The sequence below is a fragment of the Pustulibacterium marinum genome (assembly GCF_900116665.1).
Lineage (GTDB): Bacteria > Bacteroidota > Bacteroidia > Flavobacteriales > Flavobacteriaceae > Pustulibacterium > Pustulibacterium marinum.
In genome coordinates, this window is sequence record NZ_FPBK01000006.1 from 66,869 (window position 1) to 93,704 (window position 26,836).

Below are 26,836 nucleotides of genomic sequence, written 5' to 3' on the forward strand. Positions count from 1 at the left end.
GAATTGTACATTCGTAAAAAACTCACGAATGGAACTGGAAATTCACGATAAATCGAACCCGAAACCTTATACTCCTAATCCTAACAGATATCAAAATATGCAGTACCAACGCTGCGGAAATAGTGGTATTCTATTACCCAAGATATCTTTAGGCTTGTGGCACAACTTCGGTTTTTACGATTCTTTTGAAAATGCACGTAACATCTTAAAAACAGCTTTTGATCTGGGCATCACCCATTTTGATTTGGCAAATAATTACGGCCCACCGTATGGAAGTGCCGAAGAAAACTTCGGTCGAATTTTAAAGAAAGACTTCGCCAAGCACCGTGATGAGTTGTTGATTGCTACCAAAGCAGGCTACGATATGTGGCCTGGGCCGTATGGAAATATGGGATCAAAAAAATACCTGGTGGCGAGTTTAGACCAAAGTCTGCAACGCATGGGACTCGATTATGTAGATATCTATTACCATCACAGACCCGATCCTGAAACTCCGTTAGAAGAAACCATGCATGCCTTAAGTTTGTTGGTACAGCAGGGAAAAGCATTGTACATAGGATTATCAAGATACAGTGCAGAAGAAATGCAACAAGCACAGGCCATCCTTAAAAAATTAGGCACTCCTTGTCTCATTCATCAATCTAAATACTCCATGTTAGAACGCAGTATGGAAACCGAAGTATTTCCTGTGTTAGAGCAAGAGCAAATAGGAGCTATTGTATTTTCACCATTAGCACAAGGGTTGTTAACCGATAAATATTTAGATGGAATTCCGAAGGATTCCAGAGCCGCCAAAGAGAATACCTATTTAGCATCAGACACTGTTTCTCAACAAATAGAAAAAGTGAAGGCGTTGAACCAAATAGCTAGAAAACGTGGACAATCAATGGCTCAAATGGCCATCGCTTGGATTTATCAACAAGCAGCAGTCACTACAGTATTGGTAGGAGCTAGTAGTCCACAACAATTATTAGCGAATGTAGGTGCATTGGAGCAAACTGAATTTACTTCAGAAGAAATACAGCGTATACAGGCTATTTTAAATGAGTAGATAGGTAGTTCTCCAAAAACCTGTAATTTTGTAGCATGATTTTACAAGACACCATTATTGCATTGGCATCGCCTTCCGGAGCAGGGGCTATTGCTGTGATTCGTATTTCTGGAACAGACGCCATCACACTGTGTGATCCGTTTTTTAGTTCGGTAAAGAAAAACAAGCAGTTAGCACAACAAAAGAGTCATACCATTCATTTGGGACATATTGTAGACGGGAAGCGCGTGATCGATCAGGTATTGGTAAGTATTTTCAAAGGCCCGAATTCCTATACGGGTGAGAATGTGGTGGAGATTTCGTGTCACGGTAGTACGTATATTCAGCAGGAGATCATTCAACTCTTTTTGCGGAATGGTTGCCGAATGGCCGAAGCAGGGGAGTTCACACTTCGGGCATTCATCAATGGGAAACTAGATTTAAGTCAGGCAGAAGCGGTAGCAGATTTGATCAGTAGTGACAATGAAGCATCGCACCAAATAGCCATGCAACAAATGCGTGGTGGTTTTAGCAACGAAATACAGCATTTAAGAGATGAATTGTTGAACTTCGCATCGTTAATTGAGTTAGAATTAGACTTTGCAGAGGAAGATGTAGAGTTTGCCGATCGTTCGCAGTTTGAAGCGTTGGTAGACCGTATTCAAACCGTATTAAAGCGTTTGATCGATTCGTTTGCAGTGGGGAATGTCATTAAGAACGGAATTCCTGTAGCCATTGTAGGGGCGCCCAACGTTGGTAAAAGTACCTTGCTAAATGCACTGTTGAACGAAGAACGCGCCATTGTAAGTGATATTGCCGGAACTACCCGAGATACCATTGAAGACGAATTGGTGATTCAAGGCATTGGTTTTAGATTTATAGACACCGCCGGAATCCGCGAGACCGAAGATGTGGTGGAAAGTATTGGTATTAAAAAGACGTTTGAAAAAATAGGGCAGGCGCAGGTAGTCATTTATTTGTTTGATGCCAGTCATTTTGAAGAAAACAGTCAGTTAATCACGGTAGAGATCGAAAAGATCAAGAATCAGTTCCCACAGAAACCCTTAGTGATCATTGCCAATAAGATTGATAAATCAAATACAGAAAAAATACAGACTGAATTAAGTTACGAACACCTGTTATTGTTGTCTGCCAAAGAAAATATTGGAGTAGAAGATTTGAAAGACAAACTCTTACAGTTTGTAAATACCGGAGCCTTACGTAATAACGAAACCATCGTAACCAACAGCCGCCATTACGATTCGCTTTTAAAAGCCCTAGAAGAAATCGAAAAAGTACAACTAGGCCTCAATGACGGACTTTCAGGAGATCTTTTAGCCATAGACATCCGTCAAGCATTGTACTACTTCGGAGAAATCACAGGCGAAGTGACAACAGATGATTTATTAGGGAATATCTTCGCTAATTTCTGTATCGGAAAGTAAACTCACATCTTTTTAACTACATAAGTTACAATACCCCAAATACGAAAGTCATTAAATTCTTCTACCTTAATGGGAAGATACTTGTCATTTTCGGGCATTAAGTATAGACCATCTTTACCCATGTATAAACGTTTTACAGTGAATTCACCATCAATAGCACACACGGCAATTTGGTTGTGTTGGGGCGAAATACTTTTATCAACCACTAGCATATCACCTTCATTAAGACCGGCATTGATCATGGACTGTCCCACTACACGAGCATAGAAGGTAGCCTCTTTATTTCGAACCACGGTTCTATCCAAACTCATGGTATTATCTTGTACATCTCCTATAGGAGTGGGGAACCCGGCTTGTACACCGTCGATATAGTAGTTAATCAAAATAGCGCTTTCTTCATCGGGGGTAAAGAATTCTATAGCTGGTTTTTTTGTGTTCATATTCCTGTTGTGTATGCTGATTTTAAGATAGTAACTTTTCTAAGGCTTTGAGTTCTACGCCCAAACTGGTGAATAATTCCATGATGCTAGAGAGTTTTAATTCCTGCTCGTCATATTCTTGCGTATTGATGCTACAAGTAAATTCCCAAAGTTCTAGTACCTCGTCTATAGGAACTTCGTAGGCGGCATAGGTGGTGTTGTCTGAAACTAAACGTAAGTTTTGTTTTTCTTCAATTTGATTGTACACTCTTTTGTATACCATACCATCATTTAAAGTGAGTAGTACATAGGTTTTGCCGCTCACAATATCGGTTCTGTTCTCTACAAAACGACCAATTACATAAGCTCCATCTTTCATGGGAAGCATAGAATCTCCTTTGATAGGAAAGGCTCGGTGTTTACCTGTTGGCAAAAACGGTAGTTTTATTTTTTGCAGTTGCTCTATGTATTCAGGATCATCATATCCGCCCAAATAGCCTGCACTTGCCTTAGCAGGAACCACTTCAATAAGATTTTCGTTCTGCTCATTTACCATAATAGGAAACAAGACTCGTTTATTTCCTACTTCAATAAAGGAGGTGTCTTGTGCTTTGCTTAGATCGTTACGCAAAAGAATATCTACGGGTATTTTAAAAGCATCTGAAAAGGCGATCAGGAACTCTAAACTAGGTACCGATCTTCCTTCTTCATACGACCCTACGCGCGAACGTGTTACCTGAAGATTCTCAGCAAGGGTCTCTTGCGTGAGTCCTTTCAACTGCCGGAGGAACTTAATGTTTTTTGCTACAATTTTCATAATACTACAAATATAAGCAATAATTACTTTTATATGTAGCTAACTTTGTAGTATGAAACAACAAATTTTACATCTTGATTTAGATACCTTTTTTGTTTCGTGTGAACGCTTGATTGATAGTAGATTACAAAAACGACCTATATTAGTTGGGGGAACGGGAGACAGAGGAGTGGTAGCAGCGTGTAGCTATGAAACCAGACGTTTTGGAGTACATTCTGGTATGTCTATGAAAGTAGCCAGAAGGTTGTGTCCAGAAGCAGTAGTGATTCGGGGAAATGCCAGTATTTATACAAAATACTCGCAGACCGTAACAGAAATTATACGTGAGCGAGTGCCTGTTTTTGAAAAAGCAAGTGTAGATGAGTTTTATGCAGATTTAACAGGGATGGATACTTTTTTTGGTTCTTATAAGTATGCAACGGAGTTACGAAGTACCATTATCAAAGAAACCGGACTTCCTATTTCCTTTGGATTGTCTGGGAATAAAATTGTTTCTAAAGTAGCTACGGGGGAAGCCAAACCTAATAATCAACTACGGATTGATGAAGGTTTTGAAAAATTATTTTTAGCGCCTTTATCCATTCAAAAAATACCTTCCGTAGGAGAAAAAACCTATCAGCGATTACGAAATCTGGGAATTGATACCGTGGGCATAGTACAGCAAATGCCATTGGAAATGATGACGAGTGCATTGGGACAAAATGGGAAAACCATTTGGTTACGTGCACAAGGATTGGATAATCCTCCTTTAGTGCCTTATTACGATCGTAAATCACTGTCTACCGAGCGTACATTTGGGAAGGATACCATAGACCTTGTAAAGCTTAAAACCACAGTATTTGCTATGGCCGAAAGCCTTGCCTATAATTTGCGTAATGGAAATAGGCTTACTGGATGTATTAGTGTAAAGATTCGGTATTCAGATTTTAATACCTATACCAAACAATTGAAAATACCTTATACTAGTGCCGATCATATCATCATCCCCAAGGTGATGGAGTTGTTTGAACAATTATACCAGCGCCGACTGTTAATCCGTTTGGTAGGAGTAAAATTGAGTGACCTAGTGATGGGGCATTATCAGATCAATTTATTTGATGATACTGAAGAAAAACTACGCCTATATCAGGCATTAGATACCATTCGTAATCGTTTTGGAGAAGGAAGCATTCAGCGAGCTGCTGCCATGGGTGCAAAGACCATTGGCCGTGGCGGTAATGCATTCAATGGAGAACCCCCCATATTGCTAGCACATCGTAATCGTTAATGTATACCAATTGTCATTCATATTATTCGCTTCGCTTTGGTACTTTTTCTGAGGAAGCCTTGCTAGAGTTGGCTGCAGCCTGCAAGGTAACTACACTAGCGTTGACCGATATTAATAATACGTCGGCCTGTTTAAACTTTATTCGAAAGGCAGCTACGTTTGCCATTAATCCCGTTGTAGGCATCGATTTTCGGAATGGTGCATCCCAGTGCTTTGTAGGGCTAGCAAAGAGCAATGTGGGGTTTCGGAATTTGAATACGTTTTTATCTGCTCATTTACATGATAAAACTCCTTTTCCTGCCCAGGCACCGTTGATGGAAGATACCTATATCATATATCCTTTTGAACAAGTACTGCAATTAGAAAAAACGGAATTTGCATCAAACGAATTCATTGGAGTGAGTATAGAAGAACTACGGAGATTACCTTTTACCAGCTATCAAAGTTATACCGATAAGTTGGTATTGCAACAGCAAGTAACGGTTAGAAATAAGCGAGATTTCAATGCACACAGATTACTACGCGCTATAGATAACAATTGTTTGTTAAGCAAATTACCAACTTCAGAAGAATGTAAGGAAACCGATAAGATGCATTCCATGACTGATTTGCAGCAATATTGCGAACAGTTTCCTTTTCTTTTGAAAAATACGGAACGTATATTAAACTCTTGTACGGTTGATTTTTCATTTGGGAATAAAAGTACCTCTCAAAATCAACGTGTGTTTTTAGAAAGTCCTGAAGCAGATTTTGAGTATCTTAAAAAGTTAGCCTATGGTGGAGTTTCCAAACGCTATGAGAACCCTGATGCGGTAGTATACAAAAGGTTGGAAACAGAATTGAAAACCATTCAAAAGATGCATTTTGTATCCTATTTTTTAATCAATCATGAGATCATTCAGTATGCAAAGTCTCGTGATTTTGTACATGTAGGAAGGGGGAGTGGAGCCAATAGTTTAGTCGCTTATTTGATTGGAATTACAGATGTAGACCCTATTGAGCTAGATTTGTATTTCGAAAGATTTATCAATCCATATCGTATGTCTCCACCCGATTTTGATATTGATTTTTCCTGGAAAGATAGAGAAGAAATTACGCAATACATTTTTCAACGATTTCCCAATGTAGCCTTGTTGGGAGCATACAATACGTTTCAATACCGTGCAGTAGTACGCGAACTGGGAAAAGTTTTTGGACTACCAAAAGAAGAGATTGATAAAATAAGTGTAGGCAAGTACGAGCAGGTAACATTGGATTCTTTTGGACATTTAGTGGTGAAATATGGTCAACTAATTCATGGCTTTCCCAACTATGTAAGCGTACACTCCTGTGGTATTTTAATACTAGACCGTCCTGTTCATGATTTTTCAGCAACCATGCTTCCGCCTAAAGGATTTCCAACAGTGCAGTTTGATATGTTAATTGCAGAAGATGTGGGGATTTATAAGTTTGATATTTTGGGGCAGCGAGGTTTAGCCAAGATCAAAGAAACGCTAGACATTATAAAGTACAATCAGCCAAATGCTCCTGCTATAGATATAACCGATGTTTCCAAGTTTAAAAATGATCCCAAAGTAAATGCCATGCTTAAAGAGGGGAGAGCTACCGGAGCTTATTATGTAGAATCGCCTGCCATGCGTGGTTTAATGCAAAAATTACAAACGTCTGATTATTTAGGATTGGTGGCCGCCAGTTCCATCATTCGTCCTGGAGTATCGGGTTCGGGAATGAAACAAGAGTATATAAAAAGACACCGCAATGTAGAACGCCGTAAAGATGCACACCCTATTTTACTTGCTATAATGCCCGAAACCTATGGAATTATGGTATATCAAGAAGATGTATTGAAAGTAGCACATCAATTTGCAGGATTGAACTTGGGGGAAGCAGATGTGTTACGCAGAGGAATGAGTGGCAAATACCGGTCGCGTACAGAGTTTTTGGAAGTTGAAGCCAAGTTTATGGCCAATTGTAAAGAAAAAGGATATGATGAATCTTTAACACTAGAAGTGTGGGAACAAATTAAAAGTTTTGCCGGCTATGCTTTTGCCAAAGGACATTCGGCTTCTTATGCAGTGGAAAGTTACCAAAGTCTTTACCTTAAATGTTACTATCCCATGGAGTTTATGGTTGCTGTGTTGAATAACGGTGGCGGCTTTTACAGTACAGAACATTATTTGCACGAAGCTCGTAAATGTGGTGCTAAAGTAGAAGCTCCTTGCATCAATCAAAGTGTACATGAAAACGCTATAAAAGGAACTACTATTTATTTAGGATTAGGCTATTTGAAAGCATTGGATCAGCTTACGGTACAACGCTTGTTAACGGAGCGTAATTTTAATGGTCCGTATACGTCATTACAAAATTTCATTGACCGTGTAGCTGTAGGAATTGATGCTTTAACCATTTTAATACGTATTGGAGCTTTTCGGTCTACCGGAATCACCAAAATGGAATTACTCTGGCAAGCCATTTTTGCTTTACAAGGCAAAAAGAAGTGTACTGTACAAAACCAGCTGTTTGCTACACAGCACAAATCGTTTCAATTGCCCAAATTGCAATCCGGTTGGTTAGAAGATGCCTATGATCAAATGGAACTATTAGGATTCCCGCTGTGTGATTATTTTAATTTGATTCAGGAATCTTTTGAAGCAGGTCAAATATGGGCACAGGAAATGCCACAATACATTGGTCAAAAGGTATTGCTATATGGACTATTGGTCAATACGAGGTTTCACAAAGGTTCTAATAAAAAGCTTATGAGGTTTTCTACTTTTGTAGATAGAAAGGGGACCTATTTTGATGCCGTTCATTTTCATGCTGTGGTAGAAAAATATCCTATACATGGTATTGGCGTGTATGCTTGTTATGGAACGATTATAGAGGACGTTGGTTTTTGTAGTGTAGAGATAATTTCTTCAAGAAAATTAGCGCTAAAACCAGATCCTAGAGGAAATGTTTAAATTTTCTAATAGCCAGATTTATTAAAAGAATGATGTTTGATTCGTCGGAATACAGAATCCCAGCTACAAAAAAAGAGTTCCAACGGTAGTTAGAACTCTTCAACGAGAAATAATAGTACACGTCTACGTACTAATATGTTATGCGTAGCTATAGGATAGCGCTAGGCGCTTATAGTACTATGCTTTTTTGATATTGACAGCCTTATAACCTTTTGGCGATCGTTCTTTTTCAAAAGTGACACGGTCTTGTTGTTTGATCAAGTCCAGAAGATCACTGGTATGAAAGAAGATGTTATCTCCATTTCCATTTTCTTCGCGGATAAAACCATAGCCTTTTTCCAGGATAAACTTCTCTACAAAACCGGTTTTAATAGGATCTTCTTCCTCAATAGGAGCCGCTCCCAGTTGTATGTCTTCCAGTTTTATTTCTTCTCTTGGTGCATCGGGCGGAGTATCTTGTAGATGTCCGTTTTCATCTACATAGACCAACATATCCTTTAATTCAAGGCCTTTGTTGTTATCAGTTTTACGCTGTTCTCTGCGTTCCGCCTTTTCCTTTAACTTCTTTGCTTTCTTCTTTGCCTTTTCTTTCTTTGAAAAAGAGTCTGCCATATATGTTTAAAATTAGTTATACGTTATTTTTATAATGCTGAAACTTCATATTCCGGTATGTCGGAACCTATCAGTTTTTCTATAGCTCTTATATACGCCTTTTCATCCATATTACAAAATGAAATGGCAATTCCTTCCATTCCTGCACGTCCGGTTCTTCCAATTCGGTGTACATAGGTTTCAGGAACATTTGGTATTTCATAATTGATCACCAGGGGCAATCCTTCAATATCAATACCTCTGGCGGCAATATCAGTAGCCACCAAAACATCTATCAATCCATCTTTAAAAGACTGTAGTGCTCGTAAGCGGGTATTTTGTGATTTATTTCCATGAATGGCCGCACCTTGTATGCCTATTTTTTCCAGATACTGAATAAGTCGGTTAGCGCCACGCTTGGTTCTGGTAAATACCAGTGTTTGTGTTTGCGGATATTTTTTCAATACAGCTACCAGAGCTTTCCTTTTTTCATCTTGTGGTAAATAGCACGCCTTTTGGGTGACCAATGTTCCGGTAGAAGAAACAGGAGTAACCGCTATTTCAATAGGATTCTTTAAAATAGTGAGGGCAAACTTCTTAATGGCGTGGGGTAGGGTTGCTGAAAAGAATAAAGTTTGACGTTGCTTAGGAAGCATGGCCAAAATTTTCTGAATATCCTTAATGAAACCCATATCCAGCATAGTATCAGCCTCATCCAAAACTACAGTTTCAATATATGATAGCTGAATATGTCCACTCTGGATAAGGTCTAGCAATCTACCAACAGTACCTATGATCACGGCTGGTTTTTGTTGCAACTGTTTAAGCTGCTTAGTATGAGGAACACCTCCCACAATTACCTGACTTCTAATAGTTAAAAACTCACTGTAAGTAGTGTAGTTTTCATGTACTTGCATAGCCAGTTCGCGAGTAGGAGTAATGACCAAAACCCTTACTACGGGTTGTTTTTTTGGATGGTTATGCAACAATTGTAAAGTAGGAATAGCAAATGCAGCTGTCTTTCCCGTACCCGTTTGGGCACACCCAATCACGTCCCTGCCTTCTAGTATTACAGGAATCGCCTTTTGTTGAATCTCCGTTGGATGCGTATACCCCATCAAAGCAGTAGCTTTAACAATGGGATCTATAACATTAATTTCTTTAAAATTCATACGTGTTTTGTTCGTTATCCAAAGGAGGTTATACCAACTTATAGGGCTATGCGTAAGTGTATTGTGTATTTGTTGTTAGCCATTAAACGCTCATTACAAATACCCTTAATTTATTTACCGGAAGGAAATTGAAAAACAAAAACTGAGGGGATGTCCGTAGCTTCCATAAGCTTCGTTACCAAAGCAAACACAGTAACCTGTAAATGAATTAAGTCGTAAATTTACAGCAAATAAATGGGATTCACTATTCAATTCGTATTTATTCTATAAACACCCCATCTAAACTAACCGCCATCCTAAACTTTTCGTCATCCCGAACCCAACGTCATCCTGAACTCCATCCTGAGTGATTTTGAATACCTTGAAAAGGATTCAAAATAGTATCGAAGGGCAGGATCTCATTAAAAAAATGGAAAATCCTCATGTCACCCCGAACCCAACGTCATCCTGAATTCATTTCAGGATCTCATTAAAAGAAACGAAAACCCCAAACGTCATCCTGAATTGCCATCCCGAGTGTTTTCAATACTGACAGAGAATTGAAAATGTATCGAGGGGCAGGATCTCACTAATAGAAAGGCAGGAACTGCTTAAAATACCCCAAGCAAAATCACATCAAACTAAGTTAAGCGTAGCGTTTTATGACTGCCTACTATCAATAGTGAATGAAATCAAATATAAAACACATCCGAGTGAAGTTTACTTCCCTTTTTCCAGAATATATCCGAGCAAAGCTCCGAGATTCAGGAGCGGTTGAGCGACGCGGAGTTTGCCGGATGGTTTTTGGTGCTGTGGGAACAAGCAGCAAAAAATTCCTTAAAAAGGGTGTCCTTTTCTTTGGTTCGTTTCTTTTGGACAAGCAACTGCGTAGCACATCATGAGTACCTTTAAAAACAATAGAAGTTTACGAATAAAAGAAATGAATAACCCTGAAAGGGTAAAACTTGACATTTATACCCAAACCTTAATTCTCAAAAACACATACCCCTAACCCCTGTCAAGAGAAGAAGCACACCTTTAGGAATTGAGATAAAAACGTTGAGATTCCGTGTCGGAGCACGGAATAATAAAGACATCATAATTCAGTTTCAATTTTTGAATTAAGTCCCATCCTAAACTCTTCGTCATCCTAATTTTCGTCATCCTGAATTTATTTCAGGATCTCATTAAAACAAACGAAAAACCCAAGCCATCCCGAGTGTTTCCAATACAGCAAAAGGATTCAAAATGTATCAGGATCAAGCGTAAAAAAACAGTTCGGTGAACTGTTTTAACGTAGAGGCCAGCAGGCGCGTTGGCAAAATGTACTCTAATTACCGCTACGTCACCCCGAACCCAACGCCATCCTGAATCCAACGTCATCCTGAATTCCATCCTGAGTGATTTTGAATACCTTGAAAAGGATTCAAAATAGTATCGAAGGGCAGGATCTCATTAAAAGAAAAGAAAAACCCCAAACCACAATAGGGATTCCCCTAGCAAATCCCCAACAAAAACACCTATTCTTGTATAACCAAAAAGGGTTAGGATACAAAACAAAAAAGGGGGAGACAAATTTGTTTTGTAAAAGCAGCAGCCGAAAAATACCCAATAGTGGGTATTTTTTAGCTGTTAACTGTTGTGTATCTTCAAACATGACAGAGATGGAATAGAGAAAAAAATAGAACTGCACATCAAAGCTTGGTGGCGAGATGAATCCATATCCAATAAAATCATATTTTTTCATAACTATAGAATATTTAATTATTAGATCAAACAGCAGCGCATACCGCGTTGCTGTTTATGGTAAAATAACCAAGATAATAGGTGAAATATGGGTGATGAGTAGGGGAATGCCTATTTTTAAAGTTCTGTTAATTAATATTTTAGTGCTTATTGTTAACTCTTAAAAACCTAAATATCATGATTTCTATTGCTATAAAAATCAAAGGATTTGAAAATTTACCTTACGATGACACTGTAAATTATTATCTGAGAAAAGAATCCAAGGATTGGTCCTCTTTCATAAGTAAATATCCAAACTTTATCTTAAAACCTAGAATTACCTCAGTTCCATCAAAAAAAATAAAGACAATACAAGATGAAACTAAAAGGCTTACTGTTTTAGATAATATTAATTTGCTTTCATATTACACTTTGTATAATGTTGATGAAAATGATATAGATTTAATTTTTAATGAATTACATAATGTAAATAATATAGAACCTTTATATTGGGAAACTAGTAATCCTATAAAAGTTCTTAGTTCTGGTAACGAAATAGTCACCACTGAACCACTTTATTCTCAACAACTATACCTACATAACCAAAGTGGGATTAATATTGATCATGTAAGAAATATCGATGGAAATCGAGGAGAATATTTAAATATCAAAATTATAGAAGAAGGTGTTTTCATTCAACATCAAGACTTTTTCGGACTAAATTTATCTACTGTAGGAAACAATACGAATAATGATGGTGTAGGAACCGCAGTTGCATCAATAATAGCCGCTCAGGATAATGGATTTGGAATGATGGGAATTACTCCATCCTTAAGTAATATGCAGATATTTTCTCCCTCTTCAAATGGAGGAAAGTTAGGAGCATTAATTTACGCTATAATAACTAGTCATGATAACTCATTGATTTTAATATCAGATCAATTCAGTGGATTTAATGGACAACCAAACATGCCATATGAAGTGGCTGAAGATTTAAGAGATGCAATAAAGTTAGCTATCGCAAGAGATATAATAATCATTCAGTCTGCAGGGGACGGAGGTTTAAATTTAGATGAATTTGAAGACTATCTTGGCAGGCGTATATTCGATATCCAAAGTGCTGATTACGATAAGTCAAACTCAATAATGGTTGCTGCTAGCAAATATGATTCCATCGCTAAACAACATACAAAAGCAGATTTTACAAACTATGGTACATGCGTATCAGGGTTTGCTCAGGGAGAGGATGTATTAGTAGGTACTAGGGATGCAACATCCGCTTTACCATACTATGGCTTAAAATCTGGGACGGCATTATCAGCTGCAATTGTTGCAGGTTCAATATTATCATTTAAAGGAATGGTATTAAGTGAAAAAACATTCAATTTTAAAATGAGGATGTTACTCCAAATTTGGAGTTTTTGTTGTATAGATGGAGTTAATGTAAGCAACATGCCCAAAATGAATAAGTTTTATAGTTTTTTAAAAGATGTTGTTGATATTTATTCTAGAGACTATATTGGAGATACTGGGAACAGAAATATAACAAGTAAACTTCAAAGCCCTGATATAATTATTAGTGAACGTTTTATTGTTGATCCTCAGGCTGAATTTGGTACAGGAAGCGGAAAAGAAAATAAATTTTTAAATGTCAATGTAGAATACGGACAAGACAATTATTGTTATGTTCGATTACTGAACAGATCTGCAAATACAGCTCTATCTAATATTGTTAATCTTTATTATAATAATGCATCACCATTGGCATCACCTAAATCATGGAAACTTATTGGTCAAGCCTTTGTTCCTAAAATAGAACCTGGAGTTATAACCGTTAGTCCTGCAATTAGATGGGCATCGAATAAATTACCTAAAAAAGGGCACTATTGTTTTATAGTATTGATTGACAATGTTTTTGATCAAACTCCTAATCCATATGATATACATACTTCGAAGCAATTTCTAGATTTTATCAAGAACAATAATAATGCTATTTGGCGTAATTTCAATGTTGTGGATAATAATCCAAATAACTCTACCCATCCTTCTAGAGAAATAAATGAAACAGATTTCGTTTTAGACTTTTTTTATAATGAAGAGTTGAGTTTAGTAGTGAATTCAGATATACCATCTTCTGCTATACTTCAATTTGAATTTCCAGACGAAATGAGTCCATATATGGAATGTAATACAGAGGCCTCTCAATACAGAGCAAATATGAAGATTCTGAAATTGAGAACACCATGTAGACATACATACATAATAAAAAATAAAATTCTCAATATTATGAAAGCAGCTCCTTTCAATTTACAATATTATATACCTCGAAATGAAAGAGAAAGTGAATATAAAGTTGAGTTAATACAATACTATAAGGATGAGGAGATAGGTAGGGTTACTTGGTCAATAAAGAGTATTTCGCAAGATAATTAATTTTAAAGCATCCATTTTATACAGGAAAATTAACCAATGATTTAATCAAAAATGAAAAAGACCTTAACCTTTATATCCTTTTTATTCTCATTCCTAGTTTCGGCTCAAGAAGGAATACCATTATCAAGTTTTAGTGATGAATTCAAAAGATCTATTTTAGACGATCTTGATTTATACAATCGACCAAAACATGCAATCAATGATTATACCTTTAATAAACAGTTTAAAGAAATATTTAGTACCGTGGTATTAACCAATAGTAACGTAATTAATAACGGTTCTGCTTTTTCGTATAACCAAGACAACGATAAGCATACGTTTAGTGCAAATTTTGCTTTTATGGGAAAAGGAGATACCGATATTCAGAACAATTTAATTTTAGATTTAGGTGTAAATATGACTGGGACAAATAACGATTTTATTTTCTATGGAGATGGAGGATGGTCTCAGGATATTGGAGGCAAAATAGGACTTAGTTTTAAGTTAAATTCAACCCAATTCTTTCTCGAGAACATAAAGGATAAATATATTACGGAACGAGAAACTAAAATAATTCCAGAAATAACTAGAATAAATCAGGGGACTATTTTTCTAGAACAAAGGTTGAAACAAAACTCTCCAAAATTAATCGATAGTTTAAAAAACATAAGAAACAAGCTAAAAGAATTATTAGACAAGAGGATAAAATTATTAAATAACAAAGATTGGACTGGTAATGTTTCTTGGTCTTTATTTCTTGCAAAGAATGATAGTGTTTATGAGGATGCTATTGAATTTATTAAAAGTAATAATGAATTATACCTAAAAAGTGGTGAATATGATTTAGATGTATTTGATAATACTATTGTAAAGTATTATTTCATAAAGTTGTTAGAAAATGAAAGAGAATGTTTTAAGATTAATAATAGAGCTTTTCTTTTATATAAAAGCGATATTATATCCAGCATAAATAATATATGTGATTCTATTGAAATGGAGGATATTCCTGTAAAATTAAAAAACGCTATCAGCAGTTGTAATAAAAATTATAAAATTGACTTTCTAGATCAAGAGCTCGACTATAAAACTTTAAATATTGAATCTGTAAAAGATTTGAAAAAAAATGCTTTGAAATATTTTAATATTATTAAAGCACATAATGATTCCTTAATGAAGAAGTATACTGATAATATATTGTTGATGTATGAAATGCTGGGAGTTACGGAAGTTGCTAAACAAGAATCTTTAGTGGATAAAGATTCAATTACTACCTTTTATATAAATGAGAGTGTAGTTCAAAATAAAAAAAATGAAATATTTCATGCCTATGATTCTAAACTAAAGGTATTTCATGGATATTCATTCAAATGGTTCAATATAAATGCAAATTTTGCTAATAACAGTTTTGGAATCAGTAACGATTCTATTCTTACGGATAGTATTTTTAAGGAAAAGGGACTAGAAAAAATTACCACTGTGTTTAGGCCAGCAATAGAAGGGTCTTTAAACTACAATCATTTAGGAATTAGAACACTACAAGCAGCGCAATTATATTCAAGATTCACTTGGGGAAGTTTCCTTGATGCTCCATTTTATGATAAAGATAATACCTTATACAAAATAACAACACAATCGTTAAGTATTGTAGATAAAGATGGAGATGAACTCTTACCATACAATGAAATTACCGAAAACATCCAGTACATGGATGTTGGAGGCTATTACACTATCTTTTATGCATTTGAGAGAACGTTGGGGATCACTGGTCGATTGAATTTAAATTTCCCAGTTAAAAATGAAACTTCAATGCCTTTTAAACCCAATTATTCCTTTTATGTAGGACCCATTTTTAGGGTGGTAGGTGCAGATTCATGGAGTAAGGCAACCTTTGCTCTTAACTGTGGTTTTGAAAAGCAGTTATACGATGAAAACGCTTGGGACAATTTTCAAATCAAAGCTTCAGTAGGAGTTCCATTCTCCATTTTTGAAAAGAAAGAGTAAAAAAATAGAGTACCAAAAACCCCCACAACAAAGCTGTCATGGGGGTTTTTTATATAAACTAAATATAGAGCTTAGGAACAACCGTCAGGGTCATCACAATCATCTTCTTCAGGTGGCAGTATCTCTCCATCATCATCACCCGTATTCGCTTGTTCGGTGTAGAGCGAATCATCTGCATTCGCAGCATCAGGGGTACAAGAATAGAAAAATGGAACATTGAGGAAAACCGTAAGCATAAGTACATAAAATTTCTTCATTTTGTAATGATTTTTAAAAATTTGACATAAAAATTCTGGGTCGCTTTGAGCGACATTTTTAAAAATGTGAGGCCTCACAAACGGGAAGTACTTTGATTCATAATAGGGCATCAACTACCTTCCCAAATAGTGTCTTCACTATTACAAATCCATCGTATAGAATTGATATACTGTTGTTTTCAATTCTTGGATCAAATGAAAAAAAATCCGCAAAGAATAGCGGGAAATAGTAAGGAAATGATCAGGAAATGTTTTTCACAAACATTTCCCTCAAATAAATTGTACTTTTATAATCATAACGTTTAGGCTTATGTATGGAACACTACTCATTGAAGTATTCAACAAACTGAAAGAAGAACATCCGGAGTACTCAGATACCAGATCTGGAGAAGAACTTAGCAATATCATTGAAGAGATTACAACTAAGAATGGAGCTAGAGATACGTATACGGGCCGTACACTTAGAGACAAAAGAGAAGAGGCCCTAGGAGGAGATGAAGTAACCTTTAGACTACCTATTGCAAATGCCCTAAGCAACTATTTGGGGTATGGCAATTACTCAGATTACGTAACCTTAAAGACAAAAAAAGCCCAAACACTCAAAGACAGAGCGCAGGGCTTTTATAGCAAGCATAGAGCCAAATCGGTTGGAGTACTCGCTTTGTTAGTAATATTAATTTCATGGATTGGTTTAGAAGAGAAAGAACAGCATTGGATGGCTTGGAAACAAGATCATTATGAAGAAGTACCCTTCAATGGAGAAATGTTCAAAATAGGAGAGCTAAAAATGTTCAATGCAAAGACAATCGAAAACCTAAAAAGAGTAGATCCCAATTGTCAAACCATCTTTTTTACCGGGACCGATAAGCCACTTATTTGGTACGGAAAAGCAACAAACAAAGAATACGAGTTCTTTTCCGCAAGAGGAGATCATCCTGTAACAGGCAAACCACTAAAACCCATTACACGGTATATGATCAAAAAATATATCTGTCCGTAATCAATCTTCCCAACCACACAGCGTACGTTCCAGCTGTTTAGCATTAGTTAAAGACACTTGTTTCACCTCGCTTTTACAGGCATTCAAGCCTCTACAGTTCTTCTTGTAGTGATACTTTTTACTTGAAGTCCCTGTGCAGATAAATACATTGGTTGCAGTCCCAGTAGCCTTAGAACTTAGCTCCTGATAGGTAAAAGCAGTCAGTCCCAGAAGAGACAAACCTCCTACAATGCTGTATAGATATGTTTTCATTTAAAATGACTTTATTGAAGTATAAAGATAGCATAATGTAAAAGCCATAGAAATTAATCCATGGCTTTTAGTTACTGTTTATTTACAGCCATTTTTAGTACAGGTGATTTTTGCACTAGTGTTTATCCAATGAGCTGGATGATCCTTCGTGTCAGTACCACAGCCTGTAGTACCGCCTTTTTGTCCCTTATGGACAATTCCCGTGGGTGTGTGAGTTACGGCCATATAAATATTATTATGTTCTGTCCTCTAAATAACAACAACTTAGTATCAATTCCTTACGGGAAACCGTAAGGAAGTATAAAACGTTCTAATTAATTTTCGAAAAAATAAAACCAACTATGTCCTATTTTAAAATGAATACTGCTTTGTATGCTCTTGTAATAATTTTGGGGTTGAGTAGCTGTAAATATGAAAGTGATAAAATTGATATGCATATCAGAAAAGCTGATTTAAGTAGTTTTATATCACGCTTAGAAAATGATATTACTTCGAATAAACAGATAATGTGGGATAGGGAAGAAGATTCCATTTTCACTTTTAAAAGCACTACAAACCCAAGTTTATTTAAAGAAAAGTTAGATTGGTTTTATGCAAAGCGAGATACACTTAAAAAAGTATCTTTCTTTTTTGAAAACTCTGCAAGCATGAATGGATACATTGGCGATCCTGAATTTCGCCAAAATATTTATCGCATTTATACTGCATTACCAGAAGAAAATACCCAAGGCTTTTTTGTGAATACACAATTATATCCACAAGATAATATCATAGAGAGATTTAAAAAAGGGGATATTAAAACAAAGGGAACAGGAAATACAGACCACCAATATATATTCAAAGAGGCCATTAAAAGGGCTGCAAATAATGGTCTTAGTATACTAGTTACAGATGGAATCTATTCTCCAAAATCAGGAGATAATAATTTAGATCTAATTACAATTGACATAGCAAAAGACTTTAAAGAAGCCCTATCAAATGAATCTATAGAGACAGTAGTACTTAAAATGGAATCGAATTATACAGGTATTTATTATGGCCAAAAGTGTAGAAAAAGAACCAAAATAGATCAAAAACGTCCCTATTATATTTTCCTATTTGGTAATAAATACAGTATAAATAAGGCACTTAAGCAATATATTGTTTTAAAGGAATTGAAAGGGTATGTTGCTCAAAATCGATTTGTCACCACACGTGGTTTATATACTCCATACACAATTCTTACAAAAGGAGATGAAATGATAGGAAGTTTCAAAGCTGTAGAAAAAGGTTATAATCAGAAACATGCCATTGAGGACCTAGAAAAAGAGAGTAGCAAATTCAAAGGCACACCAAATGATGCTATTCAATTTGCAGTAGCTATAGATCTTTCAAAAGTAAATCTTCCTAAATCCTACATTTTAGATGCTTCTAATTATAAAATCAATGGTAAAACAGATTTTGAAATACAAAATATTCTTGCTGTTCAAGATCTAAATAAAAATTCCAAAACTCTAAAGGCAATTGAGCTATTGTCAAAAGAGAATATTAAGCCAGATTATCTCATCGTTTTAAGAGGTCATAAAGAATTATTTGGAAACATTAATGTTGAATTGATAAGAAACTTACCTCAATGGATTCTAGAAACAGGTACTATGGATGACTGTAATATTGAGGGAGACACCAATACTACCTACGCTTTTGATCAACTAATGTATGGTATTGAAGAGGCCTACAAGAAAATATCCAAAGAACAATCAATTACCAATATCAAACTAACAACCAATTTATAACACTTCTATTATGAACGATTTTTTTTCATTATTATATGAGTTTTTCTTTGATTATGATACAAACCAGGATTTTATGACAGCTTTGTTTGTCAATAAAGATTATTTGTGGCTTGGTATTATAATATTAGCAACAACATGCCTTTCACTACTGGTCTTTTATAAAATCTGGGATCCAGTAGCAAAACAAACCTTTAGTTTTCTAATAACTATACTTATAAACATAGGTTTGATATTTGGAATAGCTTACATTCTAATAACCAATAATAATGAAATTACAGAATATTTGGTTAATCAGGATCTTCCGGGTATAGAATCTTTCATATTAAAAACTGCAGCTGTAACAGCTTTGTACGGAGCAGTAGTATTTATAATATTTATACTCATACCGTTCCCTTTTAAATTCATTAGTAAAAATAACCGACATAACCCTTTCTAAAATGGCAAAATTATACATATTCGGAATTGGTGGCACGGGTTCTAGAGTCATAAAGGCATTAACATTCCTTTTAGCATCAGGCGTAAAGCCCCACGCAGATTTTGACACCATAATTCCAATGGTAATAGACCCTGATGCTGCAAATGGAGACTTAAACAGAACTACAGACATATTAAACAAATACCAACATATACAGAAAAATTCTAATGAAGCTGAAAATTTATTTGGTACTAAAATAAAAACGCTTAAAGAATTATTAAATGAAAACCATCAAAATATATCAAGCAATTTTATCTACAGTTTAGCACACACAGGTCAAAAATTTGGAGAGTTCATTGATTATAACGGTATGGACGATGATAATAAAGCGCTATTTGATTTACTCTTTAGTCAAGAGAATAAAGAGGCTGATATGACTGTAGGGTTTAAAGGGAATCCAAATATAGGAAGTGTTGTTTTAAATACATTTTCATCTACAAATGAAGATAAGGAATTTAGAAATTCTTTTAACCCAGGGGATGCTATTTTTATTATTAACTCAATATTCGGTGGTACTGGTGCCTCCGGTTTTCCATTGTTATTAAAAAACCTTCGATTAGACGATTCAGCAGTACTAAATTCCCAAATAATAAGTCAAGCTCCAATTGGTGCAATTACCTATTTACCTTATTTCAGTATACCTGAAAGTGCAGGAGGTAACAAGGATATCGATTCTAGTACATTCATGAGTAAATCTAAAGCAGCATTAAGTTATTATGAACATGCTATTTTTAAAGATGAACACAGTCTAAATGCATTTTATTACTTAGGAGATTTTTCAAATAATAGCATCCCATATGCGGAAGGAAAAGAGAATCAAAAAAATCCGGCACATTTTCTTGAATTAGCAGGAGCCTTAGCTATTATAGATTTTACGAATAATCACTGCAAGCAATCAAATGGTGCTACAGTAATGAAAGAGTTCGGAACGCTTCAGAACAACGGAAAATCTTTAAAATACAATCTACTTGGTTCAAAAACAAAGGATAGTATTAAACATCCTTTATCAGCTTTAACGTTATTCTCATTGTTTCTTGAACATTCTTTAGACCAATTAAAAGTAAATAAAGGACCCTTTAATAATCAAAGAGATGGAATTGATAACTCCTTTTATACGAAAGATTTTTACAAAGAATATCTAGAAAAATTTGTAGCATATTTTACCGAATGGCTGAATGAAATGGAAAAAAATGATGTGTCGTTTGCACCATTTCATACTAATGTTACACATGAAACCTTAAAAGGTTTTGTAAAAGACTTAAACAATAAAGAAGGAATCTTAGGTAAAATAGGAATTAAAAAGCAATTAAGCGGAAACAATTTAATAGCAGACTTAAATGGGGCTATTAAATCTAAAAAGTATGATAGTGAGGAAAGCAATGCTCGATTCATAAAAGTATTCGATGATGTGATTCAAAAAAATATCAAACAATTAATGAACTAAATCAATATACCATGGCTAACAAAGTTTATAGAATTCATCAAGATGGGGCTCAATTGGAAGATTGGTTTGTTTCAGGTCCATTAAATGACAATATCATCGACAGTATCAATACAGATGGTGGAGATGGTAAAAAAATGCCGACTTCAATCCCTAGTCCTTTCGCTAGAGTCGATCTGGTTAGAACTGCTTTTAAATCCATTAATAACACCAATATAGATGGAAATATAAAAAATGGTAGGGCTGCAGTGTCTGACTATCATAAGTTAGTATCTGATGCATTAGATATTGGACAAATTTTCTTCAATTACAATAGACATAAGAAGTATTTAAGCTTAGTGCAATGGGATATCGAAGATAGCTTGAATAGGTTATTAGACACGCATAACAAAGCACATCAACATTTTGGTAAAACAATTAAACTTTTTCTAAATCAAGATAGTAGTCAATACAATTTTGATGTTTTTGACAAAATATACATTCTTAAATACAAGCATCAAATCATTGGCGCTACGTCTCCAAGAACATTATTTTTTGCTGCGCCAGATGCGCCAGAGACTGATATCTTTTTTGGGGAAGATAGAATGTTAGATGATAAAATATTACCGCTTTATAAAAGAGAAAAAAATTATATAAAATACTTATACGCACTTTCAAAATCAAGAATTGATCAAATTGGGTTCAATACACTGTTCCCTGAATTTTACAACTATCTACAAATAACAATTGATAAAATAAAAGAGGTAGATTATAACCTCTTCGATGAGTTGAATATACTGGATTGTCAAAAATTTTTAGAAGATCTTGAGCCTGTATATTTTAATAATCAAGATGGGCAACCCATTGAAATAGTTAGAGGCATTGGTGTAAAACAATTTAAGGAAGATAGTAAGGTAATAGAAAACAACAGTGATTTTGTTATTAAAACAACCAAACACGTTCATAAATACAAACCTTTAGTACTACCCACCGGACCTTTTAATAAAAAACTGAAATACACGACGAATGATTGGAACGAAAGAACCACCGTTCCCTTTTTTGACAAAACTGCAATCGATAATAGAATATTACCAGATCAGGGGGATCAATATCCGTATCTAACTCAGGATGATTTTCTTTCCAACTATATAGTAAAATTACCGTTCGATATCAATTCAAAAGATTTTCTAGTTGTAGGAGCTAATAAGTTTTTAATCCCGCTAAACAAAGTATTCTTTCAATACTTTTCTGTAAAAGATATAATCGATCAACAGCTAATTTCATGCACAGAAAGAGGATTAGATAGCATAGAAGTCAATCTAAAAATTCCAATTAAAAAAGGTCACATAACATATTCTAAATTGTACAATACAAAATCAAAGGCCTCACTAGAGCCTGGTACAGGAAAAGGAATTATTATAGAGAAAACATTGTCGGTATCGGTATATCCTAACATTAAAAGTTCTAGTCATCCCTTCACAGATGTGGGAATGGTAGATTTAAATCCTGAAAATGCAAATCCTATAAAAATTCATTTTTATTCTGATACAATCAGCAAACAATTACCAGAATCTAAAATGAATAGTATTGTAAGAGGTAAAGATCCGTATCTTACAATGCACACCAATACTACCGAACCTTTTGATGCTTTGGTGATTAACTATGGTGATGTATCTAATTACTTAATTCCACTTAGGGAAGAGGTTCAGGAAACAGGAGGTGATTCATACAAATTTGCAATCGATTTTGGAACCACGAATACACACATCGAATTTGCAATTGAGGGGAAAGGAGATGCCAATCCTTTTGCCATAAAACCGAAAGAAGAACAAATAGCATTATTATTTCAGCCTAGCTCAGAAAGCTTGCGTACAGAGGCTGAACGTACTATAAATACTGCTCAAGAAGATTACCTTTTGCAGGAAACAATACCATACCATTTTGGGAAGGATCAATTGGTAAGTATTCCTTTCAGATCGTGTTTATTGCAAAACCAAGATATCTCGTTTAGCAAACCTACATACACATTTGGGCATGTTAACATAGGTTTTGATTATGAAGTAAACGTTCTAAAAAACTACTTACGTCCAAATAATAATTTAAAGTGGTCTAATGAAATAGATAATGAAAAAAAACTAAAACATTATATAGAAGAACTGCTGCTACTTTGTAAAACAAAAGTTTTAAAACAAAAAGGAGATGTAAAGAAAACCAAGGTTATTTGGTTTTATCCTGTTAGCATGACTCCTTTTCACCTCCAAAGCTTAAGGAACGTTTGGGAAGAATCTTATCAAAAAATATTCGGAGTTAGTGATTGTTCATTCCTTAAAGATTATCCGGAAAGTATTACTCCTTTCTACTATTACAAAAATAAAGAAGGAATCCCCGTTTCAGATAAGCCTTCGGTTGCTATTGACATAGGGGGTGGAACAACCGATGTGATGATCTATAACAATGGAAAAACAGAACTGATCAATAGTTTTAGATTTGCAGGTAATGCCATTTTTGGTGATGGGTTCAATGGCAATATAAATGCCAACGGTTTTGTAAAAAGATTTAAGAATGTTATTTACAAGCAACTATCAGACAATGACTGTAAAAACGAACTGGAAATATTAAATACAATATTTTCAGAGTATCAATCTTCAACTGATTTAATAAACTTTTTCTTTTCGTTGAAAGAAAATAAGAATCTTTCAAGCAAAAATATCCAAATTGATTTTGATAATATTCTCTACAAAGACAATGACTTCAAAATCATATTTCTTCTGTATTACACAGCTATATTCTATCATATTGCTGAGTTAATGAAATTGAAAGGATATCCTGCACCACGCAACATCGTTTTTAGTGGTACTGGTTCTAAGACCCTAAATTCTTTAGATAAATCATCCAAAATATCAAATATTAAAAAATTAGCGGAAGAAATATTTAATCATTTCGATAACAATGATAATGCAAACATTAATATCAAAGCTTTAGGAACTCCTAAAGAAATTACTTGTAAAGGAGGCATCGAAATCGAAAAGGAAAAAGAAGTACAACAATTAGATTACAAAGAGTTAATCCATGTCAATGTAGGTAATTTTTCTAAACCTTCTGTGCAAACCAAAAGTAAAAGTGAAGGAGTAAAGTATAAAGATCTAAATGATGAGTACTTAAAGGGTATTGTAAAAAATACTTCAAACTTTTACGACTTGTTTGAAGAACTCTATACCAAAATTGGTTTTCAAGATCAATTTGGAATGTCTAACAAAGCCATGGATACCTTTAAAGAATTAAGAGCCAATGATCAACTCGATTTTCTAAAAACGGGAATCAGTCAATTGAGTATAGATGCACAAGAGGAAGATGAAGTTGCTCAAACATTATTTTTCTATCCTATAATAGGGTTGTTATACAACATTGCAGTAGCCTTAACTGAAAACGACTAGTAACATGCAATATATGTATATAACAATAGCTAATGTATTACTAGCTCAGGAAGTAACAGAGGTAAACCATGCATCCAATAATCTTATATGGATATCCATTACTGTAACCTCTATATTGATAACCATAGTATGTTTTGTAACCTATATGCGTACCAAGAAACAATTAAAAAACTTGAAGAGAGAGTTCAAAACGTATAGAAATAGGAGTCACAATCAAAAACAGAAACAAGATCACCTAATTCGGGAAAATGAAGACTTAAAAAAGAAATTAGAAACAGTAGAAAAACACGTTAAAGAAGAAGCAAACAAGCCACAAGAAAACAGCAACACCGGTAAACCTAAAGAAGTAGATACTCCTTTATATCCTGATGAAAAACCTAATGTGGTAGAGTTCAAGCAAATCTCAAAAGAAAAAATATACCTACCTTCTCCATTTGAAGAATTAAGGTTTTCAGTTGAAGATAGTAAAAAGGAAAGAAATGAAACTTCGCTCTACGTAATAGAACTAGATAGTGAAGAAAATTCGGGTGCAATTAAAATTCTTGAAGACGCCAATTTTAAAGTGGCATTAAACTCTCCAAAAAAATACTTAGAATTAGTGTGTATTGCCGAAAATGCCCATGATATAAAAGCTAATGGAATTGTCAATTGCAAACCGGGAAAAGTAATCTTAGAAGCACAAGATTGGGTGGTAACTGATAAAATACATATCAAATATGTTTAAAGATTTTTCAATAGAGATAATAGTAATGTTAATATGCCTAATGTTTCAGGCATACATAACCATTGCACTTTGGTCTAAAATTAGAACCTTTAAAAATTTCTTCAGACCATTTCCAGAGGTGATAAAAAAACAAGTATCAGATGATAGTAAATACATAGTCGATCTAGAGGAAGAAGTCGAAAATCCAGAGGAAGAAGAATATTTTCAAGAGGCTACAGAACTCGCTATGCTCTCTGATGAAGAACCTGATACCAGACTAGGCAACATGATAAAGCCTATAAACAACTACATAACTAAAACAAGAGGTATAGGGGTCGATTTTCACATCTTAAAAGATATCATTGACAGAAATGTTGACATCATAGAGGAAGAAATTCACAATAGAATTTATGCTCCTTTATATATTGGTTTGGCTGCAACAATGTTAGGAATAATTTTGGGACTCTTTTCAATTAATTTTAAGGCAGACAACAACAGCATAATAACAAACAGTCAACTGCAAACAATAGAACAAATTCAGGGAAATGATACTGAAAATGTATCTACGCAAGAAGCCCTAAACAAACTTCAGCCTTTATTAGATGGTGTTAAAACAGCAATGGTTGCCAGTGTATTCGGGCTTATTTGCACCACACTCTTGTCTGTTTGGGGTTTTAAAAACGCTAAAACTGATAACGAAAAGGATAAGAACAAACTACTTTCATTAATTCAGTCAGAGTTAATGCCCAAAATGAACCGATCTAGATTACCTGAGATTGATGTCTTAGCTAACAAACTAGATGATTTTGCTAAAAACACAGTATCAGCCATTCAAAATTTAGATAAGATAGTCAAAGGCTCAAAGCAAAACCTACAAAACGAAGCAATGCTCCTGCAACAAGTTCAAGACTTAGATATCAAAAAACTATCAAAGGCAAACATAGACATTTTCAAAAAGTTAGAATCAATGATGATTTCCTTTGAAAATTTTGCCGGGTACTATGAAAATCTCGACAGATCATTGCTCAATACCACAAAGCTCATATCTCAATTAGAGATGTTTATCAAAAATACTGATAACCTTGGAGCGGTCTTAGAAGGTTTAAAACAAAACATACATTTGGGCAACGATGCTACAATTTTCTTTAACCAACATTTAAAATCTTTTGAGCACTATAGCGAAGCTATCAATGAAGCCATCGCAGACACAGATCAAAAAATGGCTAGAGCTGTAGGAGCATTAGGTTCATCAGTTGAAAAACAATTTGAAGTGTTAAATGAATCTGTAGCCACCTACGATGTCAAATTAAACAATGCTTTTACCAACGCTATCGATGGTTACAACGCAACCATTCAACATCAAGTAGATAAAACTACAGAAGCTTTTGAACTAGCACGTCCTAAATTTGAAAAACTAAACAATTTAGAGAAGTTAAATGCCATCGACTCCAAATTAAACAGTTTAGAAAACAATATAGTTCAAACCTTCAAAGAAGGCACCGCTCAGCAAGTAAAAGCTATCAAAGAAATAGAGTGGAGGCAAGAGCCCCCTACTTACACCACACAACAAGTACAAGTGCCTCAAAAATATAATGAAACCAAAATGTCAAAACGGCAATGGTCAGAATTCATTGTAAAAATGATTGCGTTTACCATCATCATTGTTTGTGGCGTGTTGTTTATCTATAATTCATTGGTATAA

Annotated in this window: 18 protein-coding genes; 13 read left to right on the plus strand and 5 right to left on the minus strand. The window is 34.9% G+C overall.

Translation table 11 applies throughout. From position 1 onward, the window contains the following. Positions 1 to 28: 28 nt before the first annotated feature. Together BM383_RS09795 and mnmE are read left to right on the plus strand one after the other, a co-directional pair. Positions 29 to 1,051, plus strand: coding sequence for an aldo/keto reductase (locus BM383_RS09795; RefSeq protein WP_093024957.1), 1,023 nt, complete (start codon positions 29 to 31; stop codon positions 1,049 to 1,051). 35 nt (positions 1,052 to 1,086) lie between these two features. Further along, on the plus strand, positions 1,087 to 2,475 hold the full coding sequence (mnmE, locus tag BM383_RS09800; protein WP_093024958.1) for a tRNA uridine-5-carboxymethylaminomethyl(34) synthesis GTPase MnmE: 1,389 nt from the start codon (positions 1,087 to 1,089) through the stop codon (positions 2,473 to 2,475). A gap of 2 nt (positions 2,476 to 2,477) precedes the next feature. On the opposite strand, the gene BM383_RS09805 is transcribed toward mnmE, so the two are convergent. Beyond that, a complete protein-coding gene (locus BM383_RS09805; protein WP_093024959.1) occupies positions 2,478 to 2,915 on the minus strand; it encodes a LexA family protein in 438 nt (145 codons plus the stop codon). A gap of 22 nt (positions 2,916 to 2,937) precedes the next feature. Beyond that, entirely contained in the window at positions 2,938 to 3,711 is a 774-nt protein-coding gene (locus tag BM383_RS09810; protein ID WP_093024960.1) for an XRE family transcriptional regulator, read from the minus strand. Positions 3,712 to 3,763: 52 nt separating this feature from the next. On the opposite strand from BM383_RS09810, the gene BM383_RS09815 reads away from it, so the two are divergent. After that, on the plus strand, positions 3,764 to 4,978 hold the full coding sequence (locus BM383_RS09815) for a DNA polymerase Y family protein (protein WP_093024961.1): 1,215 nt from the start codon (positions 3,764 to 3,766) through the stop codon (positions 4,976 to 4,978). Beyond that, the gene (locus tag BM383_RS09820) at positions 4,978 to 7,941 is read left to right on the plus strand and encodes a DNA polymerase III subunit alpha (RefSeq protein ID WP_093024962.1); all 2,964 of its coding nucleotides are present in this window, start codon (positions 4,978 to 4,980) and stop codon (positions 7,939 to 7,941) included. Before BM383_RS09815 ends, BM383_RS09820 begins: the two co-directional genes overlap by 1 nt. A 177-nt stretch (positions 7,942 to 8,118) precedes the next feature. Here the strand turns inward: BM383_RS09820 and BM383_RS09825 are convergent, their stop codons facing one another. Together BM383_RS09825 and BM383_RS09830 are read right to left on the minus strand one after the other, a co-directional pair. Then, the gene (locus BM383_RS09825) at positions 8,119 to 8,553 is read right to left on the minus strand and encodes a cold-shock protein (protein ID WP_093024963.1); all 435 of its coding nucleotides are present in this window, start codon (positions 8,551 to 8,553) and stop codon (positions 8,119 to 8,121) included. 29 nt (positions 8,554 to 8,582) lie between these two features. Further along, a complete protein-coding gene (locus BM383_RS09830) occupies positions 8,583 to 9,704 on the minus strand; it encodes a DEAD/DEAH box helicase (RefSeq protein WP_093024964.1) in 1,122 nt (373 codons plus the stop codon). A 1,902-nt stretch (positions 9,705 to 11,606) separates the two neighbouring features. Here BM383_RS09830 and BM383_RS09845 point away from each other — a divergent pair. Beyond that, a complete protein-coding gene (locus tag BM383_RS09845) occupies positions 11,607 to 13,841 on the plus strand; it encodes a S8 family serine peptidase (RefSeq protein ID WP_093024967.1) in 2,235 nt (744 codons plus the stop codon). A gap of 51 nt (positions 13,842 to 13,892) precedes the next feature. Further along, positions 13,893 to 15,821: a hypothetical protein gene (locus tag BM383_RS09850; RefSeq protein ID WP_093024968.1), complete on the plus strand. Its 1,929-nt coding sequence runs from the start codon at positions 13,893 to 13,895 to the stop codon at positions 15,819 to 15,821. 71 nt (positions 15,822 to 15,892) lie between these two features. Here BM383_RS09850 and BM383_RS18830 read toward each other — a convergent pair whose 3' ends face one another. Continuing rightward, positions 15,893 to 16,057, minus strand: coding sequence for a hypothetical protein (locus BM383_RS18830; RefSeq protein WP_177229102.1), 165 nt, complete (start codon positions 16,055 to 16,057; stop codon positions 15,893 to 15,895). Between the two features lie 331 nt (positions 16,058 to 16,388). Here BM383_RS18830 and BM383_RS09860 point away from each other — a divergent pair, with 331 nt between their 5' ends. From BM383_RS09860 to BM383_RS09900, 7 genes are all read left to right on the plus strand, one after another. Then, positions 16,389 to 17,078: a hypothetical protein gene (locus BM383_RS09860; protein ID WP_093024970.1), complete on the plus strand. Its 690-nt coding sequence runs from the start codon at positions 16,389 to 16,391 to the stop codon at positions 17,076 to 17,078. Between the two features lie 593 nt (positions 17,079 to 17,671). Beyond that, positions 17,672 to 19,102, plus strand: a complete 1,431-nt coding sequence (locus tag BM383_RS09875) for a hypothetical protein (protein WP_143106394.1) — start codon at positions 17,672 to 17,674, stop codon at positions 19,100 to 19,102. A gap of 10 nt (positions 19,103 to 19,112) precedes the next feature. Continuing rightward, a complete protein-coding gene (locus BM383_RS09880) occupies positions 19,113 to 19,538 on the plus strand; it encodes a hypothetical protein (protein WP_093024973.1) in 426 nt (141 codons plus the stop codon). A gap of 1 nt (position 19,539) precedes the next feature. After that, positions 19,540 to 21,021 carry a hypothetical protein gene (locus BM383_RS09885; RefSeq protein WP_093024974.1) on the plus strand — a complete coding sequence of 494 codons (1,482 nt, stop codon included), beginning with the start codon at positions 19,540 to 19,542 and terminating at the stop codon, positions 21,019 to 21,021. 11 nt (positions 21,022 to 21,032) lie between these two features. After that, on the plus strand, positions 21,033 to 24,431 hold the full coding sequence (locus BM383_RS09890; RefSeq protein WP_093024975.1) for a cell division protein FtsA: 3,399 nt from the start codon (positions 21,033 to 21,035) through the stop codon (positions 24,429 to 24,431). A 13-nt stretch (positions 24,432 to 24,444) separates the two neighbouring features. Next, entirely contained in the window at positions 24,445 to 25,155 is a 711-nt protein-coding gene (locus tag BM383_RS09895; RefSeq protein ID WP_143106395.1) for a hypothetical protein, read from the plus strand. Between the two features lie 25 nt (positions 25,156 to 25,180). Next, the gene (locus BM383_RS09900) at positions 25,181 to 26,836 is read left to right on the plus strand and encodes a hypothetical protein (RefSeq protein WP_143106396.1); all 1,656 of its coding nucleotides are present in this window, start codon (positions 25,181 to 25,183) and stop codon (positions 26,834 to 26,836) included.